Origin of the sequence: Actinomadura hibisca NBRC 15177 (assembly GCF_001552635.1) — a bacterium.
Lineage (GTDB): Bacteria > Actinomycetota > Actinomycetes > Streptosporangiales > Streptosporangiaceae > Spirillospora > Spirillospora hibisca.
The window spans coordinates 1-22,516 of sequence record NZ_BCRO01000066.1 but is presented as its reverse complement, the minus strand read 5'-3'; the positions used below and the strand labels follow the sequence as shown (position 1 = coordinate 22,516).

Here is a 22,516-nt window from a genome sequence, read left to right as displayed (position 1 = left end):
GTCCGGCGGGCCGCTCGGCACGCTGGGGCCATCGAGTCAGAGTTGCCTCAGGGAGCTTTCCGCCATGAACCCCAGCAGTACCCGCGTTTCCCGCCGGATCGCCGTGACGGGCCTGGCCGTGGCCGCCGTCACCGCGCTCGGCACCGTGAGCGTCCCCGCCCACGCCGCCACCCCCGCCGCGTCCACCGCCACCGCCGCCCACGCCCTCACCAATGCCGCCGCCCACACGCCCGTCCACGCCTCCGCCCACGACAAGCGCGGCGAGGTCGTGGACTTCGACCACCTGCGCACCTTCACCGCCGACGAGGCCCGCGAATGGCTGGCGTCGGAGACCTTCGACCCGGCGGCGGTCCGGTACGGCGTGGACACCTACCGCCTGATCTACCGGACCGTGGACGTCCGCGACCGCCCCACCACCGCCAGCGGCCTGCTGGTGCTGCCGCGCAACGGCGAGCGCCGCCTGCGGACCGTCTCCTACACCCACGGCACCATGAGCGTGAAGGAGCAGGCCCCCTCCACCGCCGACGACGTGTGGGGGCCCGGCGCGGCCGTCACCTACGGCGGCGCCGGGTTCGCGGCCGTCGCGCCCGACTACCTCGGGCTCGGCAAGGGGCCCGGCGTGCACCCGTGGAAGAACGTGCCGTCGGAGACCACCGCCGCGCTCGACATGCTGCGCGCCGCGCGCAACTTCGTCCCGAGCGTCGGGCGCGAACTGGAGCGGGACGTGCTGATCACCGGGTTCTCCCAGGGCGCGTCGCCCGCCCTCGGCCTGGCGCGGGCCCTCCAGGAGGGCGCCGACCCATGGTTCCGCGCGCGGGCCGTCGCCCCGATCAGCGGCGGTTACGACTTCCCCGGCGCGCAACTGCCCGCGATGGTGCGCGGTGAGCTGCACCCCAAGATGAGCGTGGCCTACACGTCCTACCTGTTCACCTCGTGGGACCGCATCCACGGGCTGTACGAGACGCCGGACGAGCTGTTCCGCAAGCCCTACGCGAGCCGCGTCGAGAAGTACTTCGACGGCACCACGCCCGGCGACGTGATGCTGAAGGGCCTGCCGGGCACCATCAAGCGGCTGCTGACGCCGCGTGGCAAGGCGCTGCTGCGCCACCCGACCGGCACGTTCGCCCAAGCGCTGCGCGAGGACGCGTCGGCCACCATGGACTGGACGCCGCGCATGCCCGTCCGCCTCTACAAGGCGGCAGGCGACGAGCAGGCGACCACCGCCAACACCGACCACCTCGCGGCCCGGCTGCGCGCACGCGGCGCGCACCCCGAGGTCATCGACGTGGGCGGCAAGACCTACGGCGAGTCGCTGCACCTCGGCTCGAACTTGTCGGGCACCGCCCGGGTCGCGGCCTGGTTCAGCGAGCTGCGCTGACGGGCGGCCCGTCCGGGGCGGGCGGGACCGGAGGGCCGAAGCGGATGACCTTCAGCCGGTCGGCGGCGGCGCGGTCCAGCACCGTGACGCCGTCGGCCGGTGGCACCGCGCCGGTCCGCTTCGCCTGCTCCAGCAGCGGCCGCCACAGCCGGATGTGCCGCGCCATCGTGGCCGTCGTCACGACGCGCCCGCGCGCGTACTGCCCGGCCCGCGCCGTGCGGGGGGCGACGTCGATGAGGATCAGGTGCACCTCGCCGCCGCGCCGCCGCGCCAGCCAGGCGAAACCGCGCAGGATGTGCGGCCAGGTCCCGCGCGTGTGCGCTATCACACTGCGGCCCTGCCGCACGGCGCGCGTGATCCGCCACACGTGCGTCAGCTGCACCAGCGGTACGCGGGCGCGCGGCGGCACCGGGCGCAGTATGCGGGCCCACCAGTTGCGGGCCTGCCGCGAGTCGATGACCAGCGCGGATCCCACGGCGACGGGCGCGCGCTCGTCACCGCGCAGCCCGTACAGCCGGTCCAGCAGGGTGCTCTTGCCGGCCCCGGGCAGGCCCGCCAGCAGCACCAGCGCGCCAGCGGGATAGTTCAAGCTGGTGGTGTGGGCGGTGGTATGGGCAGCGGTGTGGGCGGTGCTGTGGGTGGCGGACTCGTTGAGTTCGCGGATGGCGGCTCTCCTGGTATCGGCCCCGAAGATGTCGTCGGTGGTGAGCACAACGAACACCGGGCGGCGGCCGTTCCCAGGCCGGGTCGCAGGTCAGACGCCGGGCCGGACCCAGGTCAGACCGCGTCCCAGGGCACCGCCTCGTAGGCGGCGGCGATCTCCGCCAGCCGCGCGGCCGGGACCGGCAGGGCCGCGCCGTCGATCTCCGCGACCGGCGCGACGCCCTGCGAGTTGGCGACGAACGCGCCGTCGAACGAGGGCGCGTCCGCGAGCCGCACCACCTCGCGCCGCCACGGCAGTCGCTCCTGGAGCAACTGGAGGGTGACCCCGGCGAGCTGTGGGGCGTCCGGCCAGACGATCTGGTCGCCGTCCAGGAAGCCGATGTTGGTGATCGCGCCCTCGGCGACCACGCCGTCCGGGCCGGTCAGCAGCGCCTCGTCGTAGCCCTCGCGCGCGACCCGCCGCCGGTGGTAGAGCTGCCCGAACCCGCCCAGGTGCTTGACGTGCGGGACCGGCCGCAGGTACCCGACCGAGCGCAGCCGCTGCGGCGCGGGCGACAGGGTGACGGGCGGCCGCACCACGACCAGGACCGTCGGCTCGGTGGCCCCTTCCGGCCACTGCACGATCACCCGGACGGACGCGTCCCGGTCGCCGGCCGCCCGCCGGACGCAGTCGCGGACCCGGTCGCCGTCCAGCCCGGTGCCGAACAGCTCGCGGGTGCCCTCGTCCAGCCGCCGCAGGTGGAGGCCGAGACCGCGCACCCGGCCGCCCCTGGTCTGCATTGCGGTGAAATGTCCGTAGTTCAGGACCGCCGGTTGCAGGAGATCATCTACCGTCGCCGCACGGCCGTTGACCTGGATTCGTGACCGCATCGTGTCCTACTCATCCGTACCCGAGTTGTTTGTCTGCCTGCTCTGGGGGGACCAACCGCGACATGGCAACCATCTTGTGGCTCATCGCAGTAGTACTGGTCATCGCGGGCATCTACGTCATCGTGGCGCGCCGCGACCTGCTCTGGGGCATCGTCCTCATCGTGGTCGGCCTCCTGGTGGGGCCGGGCGGGGTGAGCATCTTCAACCCCTAGCGGCGCGGGCGCGTCCCGCGCCCGTGCCCTGACCCCGATCCCCGTTCCCGATCCCTGATCCGAACCCCCGAACCAGCCCCCAAAAAACCGCCGCCCGACCCCGCCGCCGCGCCGCCGACGGTGGGGCGGGCCTCATGAAGGCCCGAAACGGGAAAACCCGCGACAAGCCCCGCGGTCGCTACCAGCCGCGCTTGCGCCATTCGGGGATGCTCGGGCGCTCGCGGCCGAGCGTGGAATCCTCGCCGTGGCCCGGGTAGAACCACGTCGTGTCCGGCAGCCGGTCGAAGACCCGCTCCTGGACGTCCCGCATGAGCTGCTCGAACAGCCCCCGGTCGCCCCAGGTGTTGCCGACCCCGCCCGGGAACAGGCTGTCGCCGGTGAACAGGTGCGCCCGGTCCCCGGCCCCCTCGCCCTGGTACAGCAGCGCGATCGACCCCGGCGTGTGCCCGCGCAGGTGGATCACCTCCAGCTCGGCCCGGCCCACCCGGACGGTGGCGCCGTCCTCGACCGGCTCGGCGACCGGCACCGGCAGCGGCTCGGCGTCGTGCGGGTGCGCCACGACCGGCGCGCCGGTCGCCTGCACCACCTCGGCGAGCGCCATCCAGTGGTCCTGGTGGCGGTGGGTGGTGACGACCCGGCTGAGCGGCCGGTCGCCCAGCAGCTCCAGCAGCCGGGACGCCTCGTTGGCCGCGTCCACCAGCAGCTGGTCGCCGGTGGCGGCGCAGCGCAGGATGTAGGCGTTGTTGTCGTAGGGCCCGACCGCCACCTTGGTGACGGTGAGGCCCGGCAGCTCGCGGACGTCGGGCCTGCCGCCGACCGTCACGTGCCCGGTGTAGCTCATGCGTCCTCCTTCGCGCGGCGAACGGTCGCCGTCCGAGGCCCCATCCTCCCGCATCCGGTGCCCGCTGGCCCGGGTGCCCGATCATGCGCGCGCCGCCGTCCCGGCGGGATGAGTCGGCAGACCCATTCCGTCCGTGCACTTTCTGGCGGACGGCCCGCTCCGCGCGGCGCACGATGGTGGAGGGACGGGGCAGGGGACGGCCGGAGAGGGGTGCACACGATGGGGAGCCGCCGGTGATCGAGCATGACGTGCGGCCCGGGAGCTTCTGGGCGCTGCTGGCCCCCGCCGACCGGCAGGCGTTGTGGGCGATGGGCGGCCGCACCGACGTGCCGCCCGGCGGGATGTTGTTCCACCAGGGCGTGGTCGCGCCCAGCGTGTGCGTCGTGCTCCGCGCGGGGGCGCGCACGGCGGGCAACGCGGTGGCCAAGGAGTTCGTGGGCTCCAGCGAGGGCGACGAGTCGATCATCGACCTGTTCGGGCCGGGCGACCTGCTGGGCGCGCTCGCGCCGTGGGGCCGCCCGCAGCGCGCCACGGTGGCGGCGCTGGACCACCTGGCGGCGCTGCGCATCGACCGCCGCCAGTTCGGCAGCCTGCTGGCGGCCAACCCGCAGGTCGCCGAGGCGATGATGCGGGGCATCGCCGAGGCCGACGCGCTGGGCGGGCGGCGGCACGCCGTCCGCGCCGCCGAGCACCAGCAGCGCCTGGCCTGCCACCTGCTGGAGCTGGCGCACCGGTTCGGCGAGCGCACCGCGCGCGGCGTGGAGATCCCGGTGCGGCTCAGCCAGGCCGAGCTGGCCAACTGGGCGGGCATCTCGCGCGAGACGCTGGTGCGCTGGTTCCGGCGCTGGCGCGCTCGCGGCATCCTGGACGGCCGCCCGCGCCCGCTGACGATCCTGGACCCCGACGCGCTGCGGCTGGCCGCCAGTCCTTGGGGCGACGAGTGGTCGATGGGCGGTGACGGGGCGGTGAGCGGTGTCCCGGGCGTCGGCCTGGCGGTCCGCCAGCAGGTCCGGTTGGACGGGCACGCGGGCGGACCCACCGGAGGTTATGGCGGCGGGCACGCGGACGGCTCGGCGGTGGTGCCCCAGGCGTTGCGCCCGCCCGCCGACAAGCCCCACTTCGCCGGGCGCGACGTCAGCATCGGCAAGCTGGACCTGCTGCTGGGGCAGACCGAGCGGCCGCGCGGGGTGATCGTGCAGGGCATGGCCGGGGTCGGCAAGACGACCCTGGCGGTGCACTGGGCGCACCGGGTCGCCGACCGCTTCCCCGACGGCGTGGTCTTCACCGACCTGCGCGCCTCCCACCGCACTCCCGTCGCGCCCGCCGAGGCCATGGGGCAGGTGCTGCGCGGCGTCGGGGTGCCCGGCGACCAGCTCCCGCGCACCGAGGGCGAGCTGGCCGCGCAGTGCCGGTCGTTGCTGGCGGGCCGCCGCCTGCTGCTGATCCTGGACAACGCGGCGGGGCCCGAGCAGGTGCGGCCGCTGCTGGCGGCCGTGGACGCCGGACTCGTCGTGATCACCACGCAGCGGCGCATGGCCGCGCCGCTGGAGGACGCCGACATCCGCGTCCTGGAGCTGCGCGAGCTGGCCCCGCAGGAGGCGGTGGAGCTGGTCGCCGCCGTCCTCGGCCCGCGCGACCCCCGCGTCCGCCAGGAGCGGCGGGCCGTCGAGCGCCTCGCGCAGGAGTGCGGCCACCTGCCGCTGGCGCTGGCGATCATGGCGGGGCGGCTGGCCGAGAACCCGTCCGGGAGCATCGCCGACACCGTCCGCGAGCTGGAGGAGAGCAGGTTTCCCGTCGTCCCCGCCTACGGGACCGGGCTGCCCGTCTACGGCGGGACGGCGCAGACTGCCCAGCCGGGTCTGCATGTCGCGCTCAGCCCCACTTTCGAGGTCGCCTATCGGGGGTTGCGGCCTGATCAGCGCGCTGCGCTCCGTCGTCTAGGGCTCATCTCGGGTCCTGATTTCACGCCCGTCGCGTTGGCGGCGCTGACCGGACGCACCGAGGCCGAGGCCCGCCAATTGCTGGAGGGGCTGCGGCAGGCGTTCCTGGTGCAGGAGGTCGGGACGGGCCGCTACCGGATGCACGACCTGTTGCGCGACTTCGCGCGCGACCGGGGCTTGGCCGAGGACGCCGACGTGGACCGGCTGGGCGCGCAGCGGCGGTTGCTGGCCGGTTACCTGGCCGAGGCGCGCCGGGCGGGCGCGGTGCTGCTGCGGCACCGTCCGGCCCTCGGTATGGCCGCGCCTGTACGCGCGCCCGCGCGTCCCGTTACCGCCGCCGCGCGTGCTGTCGCGCTCGCTTGGTTCGAGGCCGAGCGCCGTAACCTGGTGGCGGCCGTGGACCAGGCCGCGCGGCTGGGACTGCACCGGACGTGCTGGGAGCTGGCCGACGCGCTGTTCGACTTCCAGGGGTTCCGCCGCTACAGCGAGGACACCGTCACCGTCTGCCAGGCGGGGCTGCGCGCCGCCCGCACCGAAGAGAACTGGGCCGCCGCAGCGGTGATGCTGCACGGCCTGGCGGTGGCGCACTTCGAGCTGGGCCGGTCGGTGCAGGCCATCGGATACGGCGAGGACGCTTTGCGCGGGTTCCGCTCGGTGATGCCGCCCGACCGGTTCGGCGAGGCCGTCACGCTGGCCACCCTCGCCGACCTGCACGTGGCGCTGGGCCGCTACCCGACCGGCATCGACCACGCGCGCCGGTCGTTGGAGATCCACCGCGAGCTGGGCGACGACGGGGGCGTCGCCAAAGGCCACGAAACTCTGGCCCGCGCGCACCTCAACCTCGCCGACTACGCCGCCGCCCTGCGCCACGCGCGCCAGGCCCTGGACCTGCGCCGCGAGGCGGGCGACCTGCCGGGCACGGCCGAGTCGCTGCTGACCCTGGCGCAGGTGCACCGGCGGCGCGGCGCCGTCCACGACGCCGTCAACGACGCGCTGGAGGCGCTGGCCATCCGGCAGGAGGAGGGCGACCGGCACGGCGCGGCGCAGGCGCTGACCGAGCTGGCCCGCATGCACGCCACGCTGGGCATGCGGGACCTGGCCCGCCGCGACGCCGAGCAGTCGCTGCGCACCTACCGGGCGCTGGGCGACCGGCGCGGCCAGGCCCGCGCGCTGACCACGCTGGGGCGGCTGACCTGCGACGCGGCCCGGTTCGCCGAGTCGTTCACCTACTGCGGGCAGGCGCTGGGGCTGCACCGCGAGACCGGCGACCCGCACGGCGAGGCCGAGACGCTGGCGCAGATCGGCGTGGTGCACGCGCGGCTCGGCCGCTACAGCGAGGCCCGCGAGCACCTGGTGCGCGCCCTGGAGATCCGCCGCGCCATCGGCGACCAGCACGGCGAGGCCCACGACCTGGAGCACCTGTCGGTGGTCATGCGGCGGCTGCAACGCCACCAGGAGTCGTTCGTGCTGGGGCTGGAGGCGCTGGACCTGTGGCACCGGCTCGGCGCGCGCGGCGGCCTGGCGGGCACGCTGGGCAGCCTGGCCCGCACCTACCTGCGGCTCGGCCTGAACGAGGAGGCCGAGCGCGCCGCCCGGCAGGCGCTGCGGCTGCGCCAGGAGTCGGGCGACTGGTACGGCATGGGCGTCGGCATGGACACCTTCGCGGCGGTGCTGCGGCACAGCGGCCGCCCCGCCGAGGCGCTGGGCATGGAGTGCGAGGCGCTGCGGCTGCTCGGCGAGGTCGGCGACCGGCACGGCGAGGGCACCGCGCTGGTGCACCTGGCCGCCATCCACCTGGACCTGGACGACCCGTCGGCCGCGCTCGCGGTCGGCCGCCAGGCGCTGGACCTGGCCGTCGAGCTCGGCGACTCCCGCGAGCAGGCGTACTCCCGGCACACCATGGGCCGCGCCTGCCAGCGCCTGGACCGGCACCGGCAGGCCGTCGGGCACTTCCTCGCCGAGATCGACAGCCGCCGCGACATGGGCGACCACCGGGGCCAGCGCCAGGCCCTGGAGCGGCTGCGCGTGTCCTGCGCGGCCCTCGGCGACCAGACCGGCGCGGCCGACTGCGACCGGCGGATCCGCGCCATCGACCAGTGGCTCGGCTCGGATGTGTCCTAGGACGCAGACCCGCGCCGCCGGGTCGCGTTCACTGGTACCCGGGGGCGGGGTGAGGAGGCGGAGATGGCCATCACCACGTTCTGGGACGTGCTGCCCGAACGGGCCCGCAAGGCGGTGCGCGACACCGCCGCCACCGTCATGGTCCAGCAGGGCCGGTTCCTGATGCGCGAGCACACCCGCTCCGCGCAGGTGTTCGTGCTGCTGGGCGGCGCGGTGAAGGTGTGGGTGGAGCGCGGCGGCGAGACCGTCATCCTGGACGTGCTGGGCCCCGGCGACCTGGTAGGCGAGATCGAGGCGGTCGACGGCGGCGTCCGCGCCGCCAACGTCGAGGCCATCACGCCGGTCGAGGCGCTGTCGCTGCCCGCCGAGCGGCTGCGCGCGGCGCTGGACTCCTGCCCCGGCGCGGTGTGGGCGGTCGCCGCCGTGCTGGCCGAGCGGCTGCGCGACGCCAACGTGGTGCGCAGCGGCCACTGCCCCGACGACCCGGTGGCGCGCCTGGCCAGCAGGCTGCTGCGCCTGTCGGCCCGCTTCGGCACGCCCGTGCGCGGCGACGGCACCGTGGTCCCGGTGCCGATATCCCAGCAGGACCTGGGCCGGTGGGCGGGCATGGGCCGCCGCAAGGTCGCCCAGATCCTGGCCGGGGAGCGGTTCGCCGGGGGCGTCGCGGTGGCGCGCGGCGTCATCACCGTCCGGTCCGAGGCGGAGTTGCGGCGGCTCATCGACCCGCCGCCGGGGTAGCCCGCTAGAACGTGCTGGGCGGGAACGGCCACGCGGGCGGGGCGGGCAGCGCGCCGTCGGGCCGCATGGCCAGCCCCGCGCCGCTGGTCCGGCCGCTCAGCCAGCCCAGCAGCGCCCGCCCCGAGCCGGTGATGCGCGGCCCGTCGCCGAGGCGCGTCTCGTCGCCGGACTCGGTGGCGACCAGCCGGTGGCCGTCCAGCTCGCCGCGCGACCCGACCGGCAGCGCGGCGAGATCGCGCAGCGTGCCGCCCAGCGCCCAGCGCACGTAGGGGTCGGGCCAGTCGGCGGGCCCGTATCCGGCCGCTAGGTCCACGTGGTGGACCTCGACCTCGTGCCAGCGCCGGTAGAGCACGTACCAGGCGGGTTGCTCCCAGCCCAGCATGGCCCGTACCTGGACGTCGGCGGCCTCCGGCGGCAGTGCCCGGAACTGCTCGGAGAACCGCGCCGCCGACGCCCGCACGTCCTCCACCAGCTCGGACCCGCCGCGCCCCGCGCCCGCCTCCAGATCGGCGTTGCGCGCCTCGACGCTCGGATACTGCGGGATCTCCACGCCGGTGCGCGCCCACTCCAGCAGGTTCCACAGGGAGTCGGCGTTGCGGGCGATGTGGGTGGCCACGTGCCCGCGCGTCCAGCCGGGCAGCGCCGACGGCCCGCGCAGCTCCTGCTCAGACAGCTTCCCCAGCGTCGCCAGGACCCGCTCGGTGCCCGCCTCGACCTGTTCCAGCACGCGCCGCCGCTCGTCCGCGCCCATCAGCAGCCTCCATCACCTCGCAGGAGGCTCCATCCTCGCCCACCGCCGATGGAACGCACCAGAGCGTGCGGGAGGTGGCCCGGAGGAAGCCGGAGTGACGGGATAGCGTCGGAGGGATGAGGCACCCGATCTGTGTGACGTGCGGAGTGCAGTACGCCGAGCCGCGCGACGACTGCCCCATCTGCGAGGACGAGCGCCAGTACGTCGGCTGGGACGGGCAGCGCTGGACGTCGGTCGAGGAGCTGCGTGAGTCCGGGCACCGGGGGCGCGTCGCTGAGGAAGGGCCGGGCGTGTACGGGGTGGGCACCCGGCCGCCCACGGCGATCGGGCAGCGCGCGCTGCTGGTCCGCACGCCCACCGGGAACGTGCTGTGGGACATGGTCAGCCACATCGACGACGACATGGTGCGCGAGGTCCGCGAGCTGGGCGGCGTGGACGCCATCGCGATCAGCCATCCGCACTTCTACGGCTCGATGATCGAGTGGGCGCACGCCTTCGACGCGCCGGTGTACATCCACGAGGCCGACCGCCGGTGGGTCGCGCGGCCCGACGAGGCGGTGCGGTACTGGAGCGGCGACACACTGGAGATCGCGGAGGGGTTGACGCTGGTGAACGCGGGCGTGCACTTCGCGGGCGGCCAGGTGCTGCACTGGCGGGATGCCGAGGACGGGCGGGGAGCGCTGTTCTCGGGCGACATCGTGCAGGTGGTGAACGACCGGGACTGGGTCAGTTTCATGTATTCCTACCCGAATCTGATCCCGGAGCGGCCGCGCACTGTGCGGCGGGCGTTGCGCCTGCTGGAACCGTACGCGTTCGACCGGGTGTACGGCGGCTGGTGGAAGAAGATCGTCCACGTGGACGGCAAGGAGGCGGTGCGCCGGTCGGCCGACCGCTACCTCCGCTTCGCCCTCGACGACGAGTAGCCGCCCGGCCGCCCCGGCGGATCGTTTTGCCCGACCGGGCGGATCATGACCCGCCGGGCGTGGGCGGATCGTCGGGCAGGGGCAGGAACCGCCACACCCCGTGTTCCCGGTGCCCGTTGATCAGGCTGTGCACGTGCAGGAGCATCGACAGGCGGTCGTCCTCGACCACGCCCCAGTAGTCCACGGTCCCCGAGTCGCTGACCGCCGAGAACGCCAGCTCGCCGCCCTCCAGCCGGTAGCTTCCCTGCTGCGGGCTGGAGTTGCCGGGCACCATCCAGCGCGCCACGTTGAGCGCGTACTCTTCGGGCGGCCGCTGGTCCCCGATGGTGCAGGCCACCACCTTGCCCTCGGGGAAGAAGCGCAGGAACGACGTCGAGTCCTCGGACGCCGGGCGGACGTAGAACCCGTCGTGCCGCGGCTCGGCGCCCGGTCCGGTGTCGCTCGCAGGTGACATGAGGGGCACCCTAGTGGGGTTCCGGCGGTTCCGGTGGCGGCAGATCTTCGAACACGTGTACGGTTTCGATGAGGGTGACAGCCCCCGCCGGGGCGGGTGGGGCGCGCGACGAAATGCGGCGGTCCCCGCCGCTGTTATGAACCTCGGGGATTCTGTCGCACCCCCTCGCTAGCCTGGAGACCGATCCGCCGTCTCCCTCATCGCGCCCAGAAAAGGAACCGGATAGCCGCCGTGCATGACCGACTCATCGTGCGTGGAGCACGCGAGCACAACCTGAAGGACGTCTCGCTCGACCTGCCGCGGGACTCCATGATCGTGTTCACCGGGCTCTCCGGCTCCGGCAAGTCGTCGCTGGCGTTCGACACGATCTTCGCCGAGGGCCAGCGCCGCTACGTGGAGTCGTTGTCGGCCTACGCCCGCCAGTTCCTCGGGCAGATGGACAAGCCCGACGTCGACTTCATCGAGGGCCTGTCCCCGGCGGTGTCGATCGACCAGAAGTCCACCTCCAAGAACCCGCGCTCCACCGTCGGCACCATCACCGAGGTGTACGACTACCTGCGCCTGCTGTACGCCCGCATCGGGCACCCGCACTGCCCGATCTGCGGCCGGCCGATCAGCCGCCAGGCCCCGCAGCAGATCGTCGACCGGGTGCTGGAGCTGGCCGAGGGCACCCGCTTCCAGGTGCTGGCGCCGGTGATCCGCGGCCGCAAGGGCGAGTACCTGGAGCTGTTCCGCGAGCTGCAGTCCAAGGGCTACTCCCGGGCCATCGTGGACGGCCAGGCGGTGCGCCTGGACGACCCGCCCAAGCTCAAGAAGCAGGAGAAGCACGACATCTCGGTGGTCGTGGACCGCCTCTCGGTCAAGGACACGGCCCGCCAGCGCCTCGCCGACTCGGTGGAGACCGCGCTCGGCCTGGCCGGCGGCACCATCGTGCTCGACTTCGTCGACCTCCCCGAGGACGACGAGAACCGCACCCGCATGTACTCCGAGCACCTGTACTGCCCCTACGACGACCTGTCGTTCGACGAGCTGGAGCCGCGCTCGTTCTCGTTCAACTCCCCCTACGGCGCCTGCCCCGACTGCACCGGCCTCGGCACCCGCATGGAGGTGGACCCCGAGCTGGTCGTCCCCGACCCCGAGCTGAGCCTCGCCGACGGCGCGGTGCAGCCCTGGTCCAACGGCCACGTCAGCGACTACTTCCTGCGCCTGCTGTCGGCGCTCGGCGACGCCATGGGCTTCAACCTCGACACCCCGTGGGAGAAGCTGCCGCTCAAGGCGCGCCGCGCCATCCTCAACGGGCACGAGACCCAGGTCCACGTCCGCTACAAGAACCGCTACGGCCGCACCCGCTCCTACTACACCGCCTACGAGGGCGCGATCCCCTACATCCAGCGGCGGCACGCCGAGTCCGAGAGCGACTCCACCCGGGAGAAGTTCGAGGGCTACATGCGGGAGATCCCCTGCCCCACCTGCGAGGGCGCGCGGCTCAAGCCGTACGTGCTGGCGGTCACCATGGGCGGCCGGTCCATCGCCGAGGTCGCGGCCATGCCGATCGGCGAGGCCGCCAAGTTCCTGCTGGCGATGGAGCTGAACGACCGCGACCGGCACATCGCCGAGCGCGTCCTGAAGGAGATCAACGCCCGGCTCGGCTTCCTGCTGGACGTCGGCCTGGACTACCTCTCGCTGGACCGCGCCTCGGCCACCCTCGCCGGCGGCGAGGCGCAGCGCATCCGGCTGGCCACCCAGATCGGCTCCGGCCTGGTCGGCGTGCTGTACGTGCTGGACGAGCCGTCCATCGGCCTGCACCAGCGCGACAACCACCGGCTGCTGGAGACCCTGCTGCGGCTGCGCGACATGGGCAACACCCTGATCGTCGTCGAGCACGACGAGGACACCATCGCCGCCGCCGACTGGGTGGTGGACATCGGCCCCCGCGCCGGCGAGCACGGCGGCGAGATCGTGGTGTCGGGCACCGTGGACGAGCTGCTGAAGTCCGAGCGCTCGATCACCGGCGCCTACCTGTCGGGCCGCCGCGAGATCAAGGTCCCCGAGATCCGCCGCCCGCGCCAGAAGGGCCGCGAGATCACGGTCAAGGGCGCCCAGCAGAACAACCTGCGCAACGTGGACGTGTCCTTCCCGCTCGGGGTGTTCACCGCCGTCACCGGCGTGTCGGGCTCGGGCAAGTCCACCCTGGTCAACGACATCCTGTACAACTCGCTGGCCAAGCAGCTGAACGGCGCGCGCACCGTGCCCGGCAAGCACCGCCGCGTCAACGGCGTCGACCAGCTCGACAAGGTCGTGCACGTCGACCAGTCGCCGATCGGCCGCACCCCGCGCTCCAACCCGGCGACCTACACCGGCGTGTTCGACCACATCCGCAAGCTGTTCGCGCAGACCACCGAGGCCAAGGTGCGCGGCTACCAGCCGGGCCGCTTCTCCTTCAACATCAAGGGCGGCCGCTGCGAGAACTGCGCGGGCGACGGCACCATCAAGATCGAGATGAACTTCCTGCCGGACGTCTACGTCCCGTGCGAGGTCTGCCACGGCGCCCGCTACAACCGGGAGACCCTGGAGGTCCACTACAAGGGCAAGACCATCGCCGAGGTGCTGGACATGCCGATCGAGGAGGCCACGGTCTTCTTCGAGCCGATCAAGGCGATCCACCGGCACCTGGCCACCCTCAACGACGTCGGCCTCGGCTACGTGCGGCTCGGCCAGCCCGCCCCGACCCTGTCGGGCGGCGAGGCCCAGCGCGTCAAGCTGGCCGCCGAACTCCAGCGCCGCTCGACCGGCCGCACCATCTACGTGCTGGACGAGCCGACCACCGGCCTGCACTTCGAGGACATCCGCCGGCTGCTCGGCGTGCTGAACGGCCTGGTCGACAAGGGCAACAGCGTGATCGTCATCGAGCACAACCTCGACGTGATCAAGACCGCCGACTGGATCGTCGACATGGGCCCCGAGGGCGGTTCGCGCGGCGGCACCGTGGTGGCGACCGGCACGCCCGAGGAGGTGGCCAAGGTGGAGGCCAGCCACACCGGCCAGTTCCTGGCCAAACTGCTGACCTGACCCGCACCCGCCCGACGGCGTGTCCGCTCACCACGGTGAGCGGACACGCCGTCGGCGTTCCCTCAGCCGCTACCGAACAGGTGCGTCCAAACAGTTAAGTAATCACTTGACTATCATGGACGGTCGAGCGAATACTCAAGTACATGCCTAACCATGCCGGTTCGCTGGACCGGGTCTTCCAGGCCCTCGCCGACCCGACGCGCCGCGCGATGGTGGAGCGCCTGGTCGGCGGGCCCGCCTCGGTCAGCGAGCTGGCCGGGCCGCTGGAGATGTCGCTGCCGGCGGTCATGCAGCACCTGCGCGTCCTGGAGGAGTGCGGGCTGGTCCGGTCGGAGAAGGCCGGGCGCGTTCGCACCTGCCGGATCGAGCCGGCGGCGCTGCGGGCGGCCGAGGAGTGGATCGTCCGGCAGCGCACCCCCCGGGAACACCGCCTGGACCGGCTTGGCGACGACCTGGAGCACGGTCCCGAACAAGGGAGTCGATGATGACCGAGCACGACGTCAAGCACACGACCTTCACCCTGGAGCGCACCTATGCCGCCCCGGTCGCGAAGGTGTTCGCCGCCTGGGCCGACCCGGCGGCCAAGGCCCGCTGGTTCGCCGACGGCGGCGACCACGAGTTGGACTTCCGCGTCGGCGGCCGGGAGGTCAACCGCGGCGGCCCGGAGGGCGGCCCGGCGCTGACGTTCGAGACCTGGTACCGCGACATCGTCCCGGACGAACGCATCGTCTACACCTCGACCCTGTCGGCGGACGGCGTCCTGGCGACGGTGTCGCTGACGACGGTGGAGCTGTCCCCGGCCGACGACGGCGGCACCCGCCTGACGCTCACCGAGCAGGCCGCCTACCTCGACGGCGCCGAGGACCCGGCCTGGCGGGAGCAGGGCACCGGCTGCTGGCTCGACGCCCTGGGCGCCGAACTGGGGGCCGACGGCTGACCTGGAACGGCCCTGGCCCCCTCCTGGCAGGGAGACTGGCTTCGTCCGCAGCGTCGACACTGCCATGGACCGCCTCCATCAGCAGGTGTTGCAGGTCGTGAAGCTCGACGTCCCGGCGGCCGAACCCAGGGGCACCTGACCGGAGGGGCGGTGCGCGACCGCCAGGACCCTTCGGAATGATGGTGGTCATGAGTGACGATGTGACTTCCGGGGGGACCGGGCGGGACGGCGTCGGCCGCCGCGCGGTGTTGTGCGGGGCGGGGGCCGTCGGGGCCGCCGCGCTGGCCGGGTGCGGGCCCAAGGCGCGGCAGGCCCAGCCCGCCGAGAGCCTGCGCGGCAAGGAGATCGCCAAGGTCGCCGACGTCCCGGTCGGCGGCGGGAAGATCTACGCCGACAGCAAGCTGGTGGTCACCCAGCCCGTCCAGGGCACCTTCAAGGCGTTCAGCGCGACCTGCACGCACTCCGGCTGCCTGTGCAACCGGGTGGCGAACGGCACCATCGACTGCCCCTGCCACGGCAGCAAGTTCAAGATCGCCGACGGGTCGGTGGCGCAGTCCCCGGCCAACCGCGGCCTGCTGGAATACCGGGTGCAGGTGAAGGGCGACGGCATCGTCGTCGTCTGAAAAGAACATTCAACTTTGAACCATTCTGCGCCGCCGTCCGTACTCCCCGGTGACAGGGCACGCACGCGACGGACACGGAGGGCGATCACATGGCGCGGGAGTCGGTCGAGGAAGCGTTGACGGGGCCTGCGGCGGGGCCGGACGGCAGGACCCGGCGCGGGCTCCTCATCGGCGCCGGGCTCGCGGGGGTCGCCGGGCTGGCGGCGGCCTGCGGCGGGTCCGACGACGCGGGCGGCGGCGACGGCGGCGGTGACGCCGGGGGCGACCCGTCGCCCACCGGCGGCGGCGACCAGGGCGGGGGCGGCGGCAAGGCCATCGCCAAGACCGGGGACATCCCGGTCGGCGGCGGCAAGGTCTTCAAGGACGAGAAGGTCGTGGTCACCCAGCCCGCCCAGGGCGAGTTCAAGGCGTTCTCGGCGCTGTGCACGCACCGGCGCTGCCCGGTCGGCGACGTGTCGGGCGGCACGATCAACTGCCCCTGCCACGGCAGCAAGTTCAAGATCACTGACGGTTCGGTGGCGAACGGGCCCGCCGAGACGCCCCTGGAGCCGCGCACCGCCACCGTCCAGGGCGACCAGATCATGCTGGCCTGACCGGAGCCCGCCGTCCGGGCGGCGGGGCGGGCCGTCCGGACGGCGCTACCGGTCCCGCCCGACCGTGCCGGACCCGCTGGCCACCGGCTCCTGGCCGGGGGCCCGCCCGGCCCGGTCGGCGGCGCTGTCGGCGGTGCCGTCGACAGCGCCGTCGGCGTCGGCCTTCTCCAGGCCGCCGTTCTCGGGGATCTCCGCCCGGAACCGCGGCAGCGCGTCCGGATGGTGCTCGCGCAGGTAGCGCACCATGTGCTCGCGCACGTCGCAGCGCAGGTCCCAGGCGCTCGCCGAGTCCGCCGCGCTCATCAGCGCCCGCAGCTGGACCAGTCCGTTGGGCAGCACGTCGGTCACCTGGAGCACCCAGTCGCGGTGGTCCCACAGCGGGTGCTCCCCGAGCATCGAGTACAGCTCGGTGCGCAGTTCCTCCACCGGCACCGCCCAGTCCACGTGGAACACCACCGCGCCGATCACCCGGCTGGTGTGCCGCGTCCAGTTCTCGAACGGCCGCTCGGTGAAGTAGGACACCGGCAGGATCAGGCGCCGGTCGTCCCACAGGTGCACCACCACGTACGACAGGGTCAGCTCCTCGACCCGGCCCCACTGGCCCTCCACCACGACCACGTCGTCCAGCCGCAGCGCGTCGCTGAACGCGAGCTGCAGCCCGGCGAACAGGTTGCCCAGCGCGGGCCGGGCGGCGATGCCGACCACCAGGCCGGCCACGCCCGCCGAGGCCAGCAGCCCCGCGCCCAGCGCCCGCACCTGCGGGAAGGTGAACAGCGCCGCGCCCACCGCCAGCATCACGATCACCGCGGCGGTGATCCGGCGCACCAGCAACATCTGGGTGCGCGCCCGGCGGGCCCGGCGGTTGCGGTCGCCCTCCACGCGGGTCAGCCGGTTCAGCGCCGGGTCGGTCAGCGCGTAGGAGATGCGCAGCACCAGCCACGTGGTCGCGCCGATCACCGCGATCCGCAACGCGCGGTGCACCGGGCCGTCCAGCGCGTCGGGCAGGTACTGGTAAGGCAGGGCGCTGCTGACGCTCACCACGGCGGCGAAGGTGAAGGCGGGCGCGGCGACCGCGCGGGCGGCGGCGCCGACCGGCGGCCAGCGCCGCGACATCCGGCCCGCCAGCACGCGGCGGGCCGCCTCCACAACGATCACGGACGCGGCGACGGCGATCGCGAACACGATCCAGGCCCAGAACGCGGACACGCGGCGATGACCTCCTCGGATAGGGGATAGGTGTTTTGGTGGAATATCTAGCTATTCACCCCTTTCCGTTGGCGCAGGCTTGGAACGAGATCCACGTCACTCCCGTCCCGGCGGCCCCACCCGCCCGCGCAGCGCGCCCCACGTCGGGGACCCGCGGCGCGCGTTCTGTCGGTCCCGCCCACTACCCTTGCTGACGTGGCAGATCCGGCGACCTACCGACCCGCACCGGGGTCCATCCCAGAATCGCCAGGGGTGTACCGCTTCCGCGACGAGCACGGCCGGGTCATCTACGTGGGCAAGGCCAAGAACCTGCGCTCGCGGCTGAACTCCTACTTCGCCGACTTCGCCGGGCTGCACCCGCGCACCCAGACCATGGTGCGCACCGCCGCCCGCGTCGACTGGACGGTCGTGGGCACCGAGGTGGAGGCGCTCCAGCTCGAATACTCCTGGATCAAGGAGTTCGACCCGCGCTTCAACGTCAAGTACCGCGACGACAAGTCCTATCCCTACCTCGCCGTCACCCTGAACGAGGAGTTCCCGAGGGTGCTGGTCATGCGCGGCGCCAAGCGCAAGGGCGTGCGCTACTTCGGCCCCTACTCCCACGCCTGGGCCATCCGCGAGACCGTCGACCAGCTCCTGCGGGTCTTCCCGGTCCGCACGTGCAGCGCCGGGGTCTTCAAGCGCCAGCACCAGCTCGACCGGCCCTGCCTGCTCGGCTACATCGACAAGTGCTCCGCGCCGTGCGTGGGCAACGTCAGCCCGGCCGAGCACCGGCTGCTGGCCGAGGACTTCTGCGCCTTCATGGCGGGCGACACCGGCCGCTTCATCAAGCGCCTCGAACGCGACATGCGCGAGGCCGCCGTCTCCCAGGAGTACGAACGGGCCGCGCGGCTGCGCGACGACGTCCGCGCCCTTGAGGCCGCCCTGGAGAAGCAGGCGGTCGTCTTCTCCGACACCATCGACTGCGACGTGGTCGCCTTCGCCGAGGACGAGCTGGAGGCGGCCGTCCAGGTCTTCTACGTGCGCGGCGGCCGCATCCGCGGCCAGCGCGGCTGGGTGGTCGACAAGGTCGAGGCCGTCACCACCCCCGACCTGGTCGAGACCTTCCTGCTCCAGATCTACGGCGAGTCCGACGCGGTGCCGCGCGAGGTCCTGGTGCCCGAGCTGCCGCCGGACGCCGAGGCGATGAGCGAGCTGCTGGCCGAGCGGCGCGGCGGGCCGGTGCGGCTGCGGGTGCCCCAGCGCGGCGACAAACGCTCGCTGCTGGAGACCGTCGCCCGCAATGCCCACGAGTCCCTCAAGCAGCACAAGACGCGCCGCGCCAGCGACCTCACCACCCGCAGCCTCGCGCTGCGCGAGCTTCAGGAGGCGCTGGAGCTGGACGAGGCCCCGCTGCGCATCGAGTGCTACGACGTGTCCAACCTCCAGGGCACCAACGTCGTCGCCTCCATGGTGGTGTTCGAGGACGGCCTGGTCCGCAAGAGCGAGTACCGGCGCTTCTCCATCAAGGCGGTGGAGGGCCAGGACGACGTGCGCTCCATCCACGAGGTGATCACGCGGCGGTTCCGGCGGTACCTCGCCGAGAGCGAGAAGGCGGGGGAGCTGGCGCTCGGCGACGCCGAGGAGGAGCCGGCCGGCCACCAGCCGATCGACCCCGAGACCGGCCGCCCGCGCCGCTTCGCCTACCCGCCCAACCTGGTGATCGTCGACGGCGGCCCGCCGCAGGTCGCCGCCGCCCAGCGCGCCCTGGACGAGCTCGGCATCGACGACATCGCGGTCTGCGGCATCGCCAAGCGGCTGGAGGAGTTGTGGCTGCCCGGCGACGACGACCCGGTGATCCTGCCGCGCAACAGCGAGGGCATGTACCTGGTCCAGCGGGTCCGCGACGAGGCGCACCGGTTCGCGATCTCCTACCACCGGCAGCGCCGCTCCAAGGCCATGATCGAAAGCGAGCTGGACGGCGTCCCGGGCCTCGGCCCGGCGCGCCGCGCCGCGCTGCTGAAACATTTCGGCTCGCTCAAGCGGTTGAAGGAAGCGACGCCCGAGCAGATCGCCGAGGTACCGGGCCTGGGCCTGCGCAGCGCCGAGCAGATCGCCGCCGCCCTGCACGGCGGCACGGTCCCGGCCGCGCCCCCGGAAACGACGCCGGAAACGGGAACGGCCCCGGAAACGATCTCTGACACGGGCGCGGCCAACGACGACGGGGGAGAACGACCATGACCACCGAGACGCGCGTCCCGGACATAGTGATCGTCACCGGCATGTCCGGCGCCGGGCGCAGCACCGCCGCCAAGGCGCTGGAGGACCTGGACTGGTTCGTGGTGGACAACCTGCCGCCCGGCCTGCTGGCCACCATGGCCGACCTCGGCGGCCGGGTGAAGGACGCCGTGCCGCGCATCGCGGTCGTGGTGGACGTGCGCAGCCGCGCCTTCACCGAGGACCTGCACACCTCCATCGCCGAGCTGGAGGCGCGCGGGGTGCACCCGCGCGTGGTGTTCCTGGAGGCCGGCGACGCCGACCTGGTGCGCCGCTTCGAGAGCGTGCGCCGCCCGCACCCGCTCCAGGGCGACGGCCGCCTGGTGGACGGCATCGCCCGCGAGCGCGACCTGGTGCGCGAGGTGCGAGCCGAGGCCGACCTCGTGATCGACACCAGCGGGCTGAACGTGCACGAGCTGCGAGCCAAGATCGTCGGCTTCTTCGGCACCGACACCGGCGAGTCCAGCCTGCGCGCCACCGTGGTCTCCTTCGGCTACAAGTACGGCCTGCCGGTGGACGCCGACCTGGTGGTCGACTGCCGCTTCCTGCCCAACCCGCACTGGGTGCCCGAGCTGCGGCCCAAGACCGGCCGCGACGCCGACGTGCGCGACTACGTCCTCGGCCAGCGCGGCGCCAAGGAGTTCCTGGACGCCTACACCGAGGTGCTGCGCCTGCTGGCCGACGGCTACGAGCGCGAGGGCAAGCACTACGTGACCCTCGCCGTCGGCTGTACCGGCGGCAAACACCGTAGTGTGGCCATGGCGGAGCAGATCGCCGCCCGGCTGCGGGACGAGGGCATCGAGGTCCAGGTCGCCCACCGTGACCTCGGCCGCGAATGACGACCCGGCGGCGGGCCTTCCGCCCCGGGTCCCGGACGAAGGAAGCGACCGCACGGTGAAGCCCCCCGGCCCCAAGGTCGTCGCGCTCGGCGGGGGCCACGGCCTGTACGCCTCCCTGTCGGCGCTGCGCCGGGTCACCGACCGCCTGACCGCGGTCGTCACCGTCGCCGACGACGGCGGCTCCAGCGGGCGGCTGCGCCGCGAGCTCGGCGTGCTGCCGCCCGGCGACCTGCGCATGGCGCTGGCCGCGCTGTGCGGCGACGACGAGTGGGGCCAGACCTGGCGCGACGTCGTCCAGCACCGCTTCCGCAGCCAGGGCGACCTGCGCGACCACGCCGTCGGCAACCTGCTGATCGTCGCGCTGTGGGAGCTGCTCGGCGGCGAGTCCGGGCAGGCCGCCGGATCCACCGTCGCCGGGCTCGACTGGGTCGGCCGCCTGCTGGGCGCGCACGGCCGGGTGTTGCCGATGGCGTCGGTCCCGATGGACATCGTCGCGCAGGTGCGCGGCGCCGACCCTGCCCGCCCCGACGCGGTCGTGCAGGTCAAGGGCCAGGTCGAGTGCGCCCGCACGCCCGGCGCCGTATTGGGCGTCTCGCTGGTGCCCACCGACCCCCCGGCCTGCCCCGAGGCGCTGGCCGCCGTCGACGACGCCGACTGGGTGGTGTTCGGCCCCGGCTCCTGGTTCACCAGCGTGCTGCCGCACCTGAAGGTGCCCGAGCTGGCCCGCGCGCTGACCGCGACCCGGGCGCGCCGCGTGGTCGCGCTCAACCTGGTCCCGCAGCCCGGCGAGACCGACGACTTCTCGCCGCAGACCCATCTGGAGGTGCTCCAGGCGCACGCGCCCGACCTGCGCGTGGACGTGGTGCTGGCCGACCGGGGCGTGGTGGACGACCCCGCCGCGCTGGACCGCGCCGTCAAGGCGCTCGGCGGGCGGCTGGTGCTGGCCGAGGTCGCCGCCCCCGACGGCTCCCCGCGTCATGATCCCGCCCTGCTGGCCCAAGCCTTCGTACAGATATTCGCCGACTGACGTCGGCCGCGGCCGGGATCGGCCACACTGCTGGAAGTCCGATAGGGGGAGGGTTCGTATATGGCGATGACCGGTGTGGTGAAGGACGAGCTGAGCCGGCTCACGGTGCTCAAGCCGTGCTGCCGCAAGGCCGAGGTCTCCACGCTGCTGCGGTTCGCCGGGGGGCTGCACCTGGTCAGCGGGCGCATCGTGATCGAGGCGGAGATCGACACCGGGGCCGCCGCGCGGCGGTTGCGCAAGGACATCGCCGAGGTGTTCGGGCACACCTCCGACGTGGTGGTGCTGGCGCCCAGCGGGTTGCGCAAGGGCAACCGCTACGTGGTGCGGGTGTTCCGCGACGGGGAGTCGCTGGCCCGGCAGACCGGATTGATCGACAACAACGGGCGGCCGGTGCGGGGCCTACCCCGGCACGTGGTCGCGGGGGCGGCCTGCGACGCCGAGTCGGCCTGGCGCGGCGCGTTCCTGGCGCACGGCTCGCTCACCGAGCCGGGCCGGTCGATGTCGCTGGAGGTCACCTGCCCGGGGCCGGAGGCGGCGCTGGCGCTGGTCGGCGCGGCCCGCCGGCTGAAGATCCACGCCAAGGCGCGCGAGGTGCGCGGGGTGGACCGGGTCGTGGTGCGCGACGGCGACGCGATCAGCGCGCTGCTGACCCGGCTCGGCGCGCACGACAGCGTGCTGGCCTGGGAGGAGCGGCGGATGCGCCGCGAGGTGCGCGCCACCGCCAACCGGCTGGCCAACTTCGACGACGCCAACCTGCGCCGCTCGGCCCGCGCGGCGGTCGCCGCCGGGGCCCGGGTGGCGCGCGCGCTGGAGATCCTCGGCGACGAGGCCCCCGACCACCTGGTCAACGCCGGGCGGTTGCGGCTGGAGCACAAGCAGGCGTCGCTGGAGGAGCTGGGCCAGCTCGCCGACCCGCCGCTGACCAAGGACGCGATCGCGGGCCGTATAAGGCGTCTGCTGGCGATGGCCGACAAGCGCGCCCAGGACCAGGGCGTGCCCGGCACCGAGGCCAATCTCACCGCCGACATGCTGGCTCCTTAGTTTTGAAGCCCCGGCCCAGGGCCGCTCGCCTGGC

20 protein-coding genes are annotated in these 22,516 nt (G+C 73.5%); 14 read left to right on the top strand and 6 right to left on the bottom strand.

What is annotated here, in order from left to right; genetic code table 11:
• Positions 1-64: 64 nt before the first annotated feature.
• Entirely contained in the window at positions 65-1,378 is a 1,314-nt protein-coding gene (locus AH6_RS28255; RefSeq protein ID WP_067485865.1) for an alpha/beta hydrolase family protein, read from the top strand.
• Here the strand turns inward: AH6_RS28255 and AH6_RS28250 are convergent.
• On the bottom strand, positions 1,362-2,099 hold the full coding sequence (locus AH6_RS28250) for an AAA family ATPase (RefSeq protein WP_281180290.1): 738 nt from the start codon (positions 2,097-2,099) through the stop codon (positions 1,362-1,364). The two genes, AH6_RS28255 and AH6_RS28250, sit on opposite strands and share 17 nt — an antisense overlap.
• Before the next feature lie 56 nt (positions 2,100-2,155).
• A complete protein-coding gene (locus tag AH6_RS28245) occupies positions 2,156-2,911 on the bottom strand; it encodes an aminotransferase class IV (protein WP_067485863.1) in 756 nt (251 codons plus the stop codon).
• Between the two features lie 62 nt (positions 2,912-2,973).
• On the opposite strand from AH6_RS28245, the gene AH6_RS44810 reads away from it, so the two are divergent.
• On the top strand, positions 2,974-3,123 hold the full coding sequence (locus AH6_RS44810) for a GPGG-motif small membrane protein (RefSeq protein WP_169807934.1): 150 nt from the start codon (positions 2,974-2,976) through the stop codon (positions 3,121-3,123).
• A 178-nt stretch (positions 3,124-3,301) separates the two neighbouring features.
• Here AH6_RS44810 and AH6_RS28240 read toward each other — a convergent pair whose 3' ends face one another.
• A complete protein-coding gene (locus AH6_RS28240; RefSeq protein WP_067485861.1) occupies positions 3,302-3,964 on the bottom strand; it encodes an MBL fold metallo-hydrolase in 663 nt (220 codons plus the stop codon).
• A gap of 233 nt (positions 3,965-4,197) precedes the next feature.
• Between AH6_RS28240 and AH6_RS28235 the strand changes: the two genes are divergently transcribed.
• Positions 4,198-8,025 carry a tetratricopeptide repeat protein gene (locus AH6_RS28235; RefSeq protein ID WP_067485859.1) on the top strand — a complete coding sequence of 1,276 codons (3,828 nt, stop codon included), beginning with the start codon at positions 4,198-4,200 and terminating at the stop codon, positions 8,023-8,025.
• A gap of 63 nt (positions 8,026-8,088) precedes the next feature.
• Positions 8,089-8,763, top strand: coding sequence for a Crp/Fnr family transcriptional regulator (locus tag AH6_RS28230; protein WP_067485856.1), 675 nt, complete (start codon positions 8,089-8,091; stop codon positions 8,761-8,763).
• A gap of 4 nt (positions 8,764-8,767) precedes the next feature.
• Here the strand turns inward: AH6_RS28230 and AH6_RS28225 are convergent, their stop codons facing one another.
• A complete protein-coding gene (locus tag AH6_RS28225) occupies positions 8,768-9,514 on the bottom strand; it encodes a maleylpyruvate isomerase family mycothiol-dependent enzyme (RefSeq protein ID WP_067485854.1) in 747 nt (248 codons plus the stop codon).
• 116 nt (positions 9,515-9,630) lie between these two features.
• Between AH6_RS28225 and AH6_RS28220 the strand changes: the two genes are divergently transcribed.
• Positions 9,631-10,437 carry an MBL fold metallo-hydrolase gene (locus AH6_RS28220; RefSeq protein WP_067485852.1) on the top strand — a complete coding sequence of 269 codons (807 nt, stop codon included), beginning with the start codon at positions 9,631-9,633 and terminating at the stop codon, positions 10,435-10,437.
• A gap of 43 nt (positions 10,438-10,480) precedes the next feature.
• Here AH6_RS28220 and AH6_RS28215 read toward each other — a convergent pair whose 3' ends face one another.
• Positions 10,481-10,891, bottom strand: coding sequence for a hypothetical protein (locus AH6_RS28215; protein ID WP_067485850.1), 411 nt, complete (start codon positions 10,889-10,891; stop codon positions 10,481-10,483).
• A gap of 231 nt (positions 10,892-11,122) precedes the next feature.
• On the opposite strand from AH6_RS28215, the gene uvrA reads away from it, so the two are divergent.
• The 5 genes from uvrA (at position 11,123) to AH6_RS28190 (ending at position 16,113) form a co-directional block, all read left to right on the top strand.
• Positions 11,123-13,960, top strand: a complete 2,838-nt coding sequence (gene uvrA, locus AH6_RS28210) for an excinuclease ABC subunit UvrA (RefSeq protein WP_067485848.1) — start codon at positions 11,123-11,125, stop codon at positions 13,958-13,960.
• A 143-nt stretch (positions 13,961-14,103) separates the two neighbouring features.
• Positions 14,104-14,445, top strand: a complete 342-nt coding sequence (locus tag AH6_RS28205) for an ArsR/SmtB family transcription factor (RefSeq protein WP_157431778.1) — start codon at positions 14,104-14,106, stop codon at positions 14,443-14,445.
• Complete coding sequence (locus AH6_RS28200; RefSeq protein ID WP_245679505.1) at positions 14,442-14,897, top strand: SRPBCC family protein; 456 nt, start codon at positions 14,442-14,444, stop codon at positions 14,895-14,897. Before AH6_RS28205 ends, AH6_RS28200 begins: the two co-directional genes overlap by 4 nt.
• A 188-nt stretch (positions 14,898-15,085) precedes the next feature.
• The gene (locus AH6_RS28195) at positions 15,086-15,520 is read left to right on the top strand and encodes a Rieske (2Fe-2S) protein (RefSeq protein WP_307190398.1); all 435 of its coding nucleotides are present in this window, start codon (positions 15,086-15,088) and stop codon (positions 15,518-15,520) included.
• 89 nt (positions 15,521-15,609) lie between these two features.
• Positions 15,610-16,113: a Rieske (2Fe-2S) protein gene (locus AH6_RS28190; protein WP_067485844.1), complete on the top strand. Its 504-nt coding sequence runs from the start codon at positions 15,610-15,612 to the stop codon at positions 16,111-16,113.
• Positions 16,114-16,158: 45 nt separating this feature from the next.
• Here the strand turns inward: AH6_RS28190 and AH6_RS28185 are convergent, their stop codons facing one another.
• Positions 16,159-17,319 (bottom strand): mechanosensitive ion channel family protein, encoded by a 1,161-nt coding sequence (locus tag AH6_RS28185; protein ID WP_067485842.1) that lies wholly within the window; start codon positions 17,317-17,319, stop codon positions 16,159-16,161.
• A gap of 195 nt (positions 17,320-17,514) precedes the next feature.
• On the opposite strand from AH6_RS28185, the gene uvrC reads away from it, so the two are divergent.
• The 4 genes from uvrC to whiA are packed head-to-tail and all read left to right on the top strand — an operon-like array spanning position 17,515 to position 22,482.
• Complete coding sequence (gene uvrC / locus AH6_RS28180; protein ID WP_067485840.1) at positions 17,515-19,539, top strand: excinuclease ABC subunit UvrC; 2,025 nt, start codon at positions 17,515-17,517, stop codon at positions 19,537-19,539.
• A complete protein-coding gene (gene rapZ / locus AH6_RS28175; RefSeq protein WP_067485838.1) occupies positions 19,536-20,414 on the top strand; it encodes an RNase adapter RapZ in 879 nt (292 codons plus the stop codon). Before uvrC ends, rapZ begins: the two co-directional genes overlap by 4 nt.
• A gap of 55 nt (positions 20,415-20,469) precedes the next feature.
• Complete coding sequence (locus tag AH6_RS28170) at positions 20,470-21,441, top strand: gluconeogenesis factor YvcK family protein (protein ID WP_067485904.1); 972 nt, start codon at positions 20,470-20,472, stop codon at positions 21,439-21,441.
• A 60-nt stretch (positions 21,442-21,501) separates the two neighbouring features.
• Positions 21,502-22,482, top strand: a complete 981-nt coding sequence (whiA, locus tag AH6_RS28165) for a DNA-binding protein WhiA (protein ID WP_067485836.1) — start codon at positions 21,502-21,504, stop codon at positions 22,480-22,482.
• Positions 22,483-22,516: the final 34 nt, after the last annotated feature.

Bases quoted from the DNA above. Each gene is read 5' to 3' on its own strand.
- AH6_RS28230 (WP_067485856.1), top strand. From the start codon at position 8,089: ATGGCCATCACCACGTTCTGGGACGTGCTGCCCGAACGGGCCCGCAAG.
- whiA (WP_067485836.1), top strand. From the start codon at position 21,502: ATGGCGATGACCGGTGTGGTGAAGGACGAGCTGAGCCGGCTCACGGTG.
- rapZ (WP_067485838.1), top strand. From the start codon at position 19,536: ATGACCACCGAGACGCGCGTCCCGGACATAGTGATCGTCACCGGCATG.
- AH6_RS28205 (WP_157431778.1), top strand. From the start codon at position 14,104: ATGCCTAACCATGCCGGTTCGCTGGACCGGGTCTTCCAGGCCCTCGCC.
- AH6_RS44810 (WP_169807934.1), top strand. From the start codon at position 2,974: ATGGCAACCATCTTGTGGCTCATCGCAGTAGTACTGGTCATCGCGGGC.
- AH6_RS28200 (WP_245679505.1), top strand. From the start codon at position 14,442: ATGATGACCGAGCACGACGTCAAGCACACGACCTTCACCCTGGAGCGC.
- AH6_RS28190 (WP_067485844.1), top strand. From the start codon at position 15,610: ATGGCGCGGGAGTCGGTCGAGGAAGCGTTGACGGGGCCTGCGGCGGGG.
- AH6_RS28195 (WP_307190398.1), top strand. From the start codon at position 15,086: ATGAGTGACGATGTGACTTCCGGGGGGACCGGGCGGGACGGCGTCGGC.
- AH6_RS28225 (WP_067485854.1), bottom strand. From the start codon at position 9,514: ATGGGCGCGGACGAGCGGCGGCGCGTGCTGGAACAGGTCGAGGCGGGC.
- AH6_RS28220 (WP_067485852.1), top strand. From the start codon at position 9,631: ATGAGGCACCCGATCTGTGTGACGTGCGGAGTGCAGTACGCCGAGCCG.
- AH6_RS28240 (WP_067485861.1), bottom strand. From the start codon at position 3,964: ATGAGCTACACCGGGCACGTGACGGTCGGCGGCAGGCCCGACGTCCGC.
- AH6_RS28245 (WP_067485863.1), bottom strand. From the start codon at position 2,911: ATGCGGTCACGAATCCAGGTCAACGGCCGTGCGGCGACGGTAGATGAT.
- AH6_RS28215 (WP_067485850.1), bottom strand. From the start codon at position 10,891: ATGTCACCTGCGAGCGACACCGGACCGGGCGCCGAGCCGCGGCACGAC.
- AH6_RS28255 (WP_067485865.1), top strand. From the start codon at position 65: ATGAACCCCAGCAGTACCCGCGTTTCCCGCCGGATCGCCGTGACGGGC.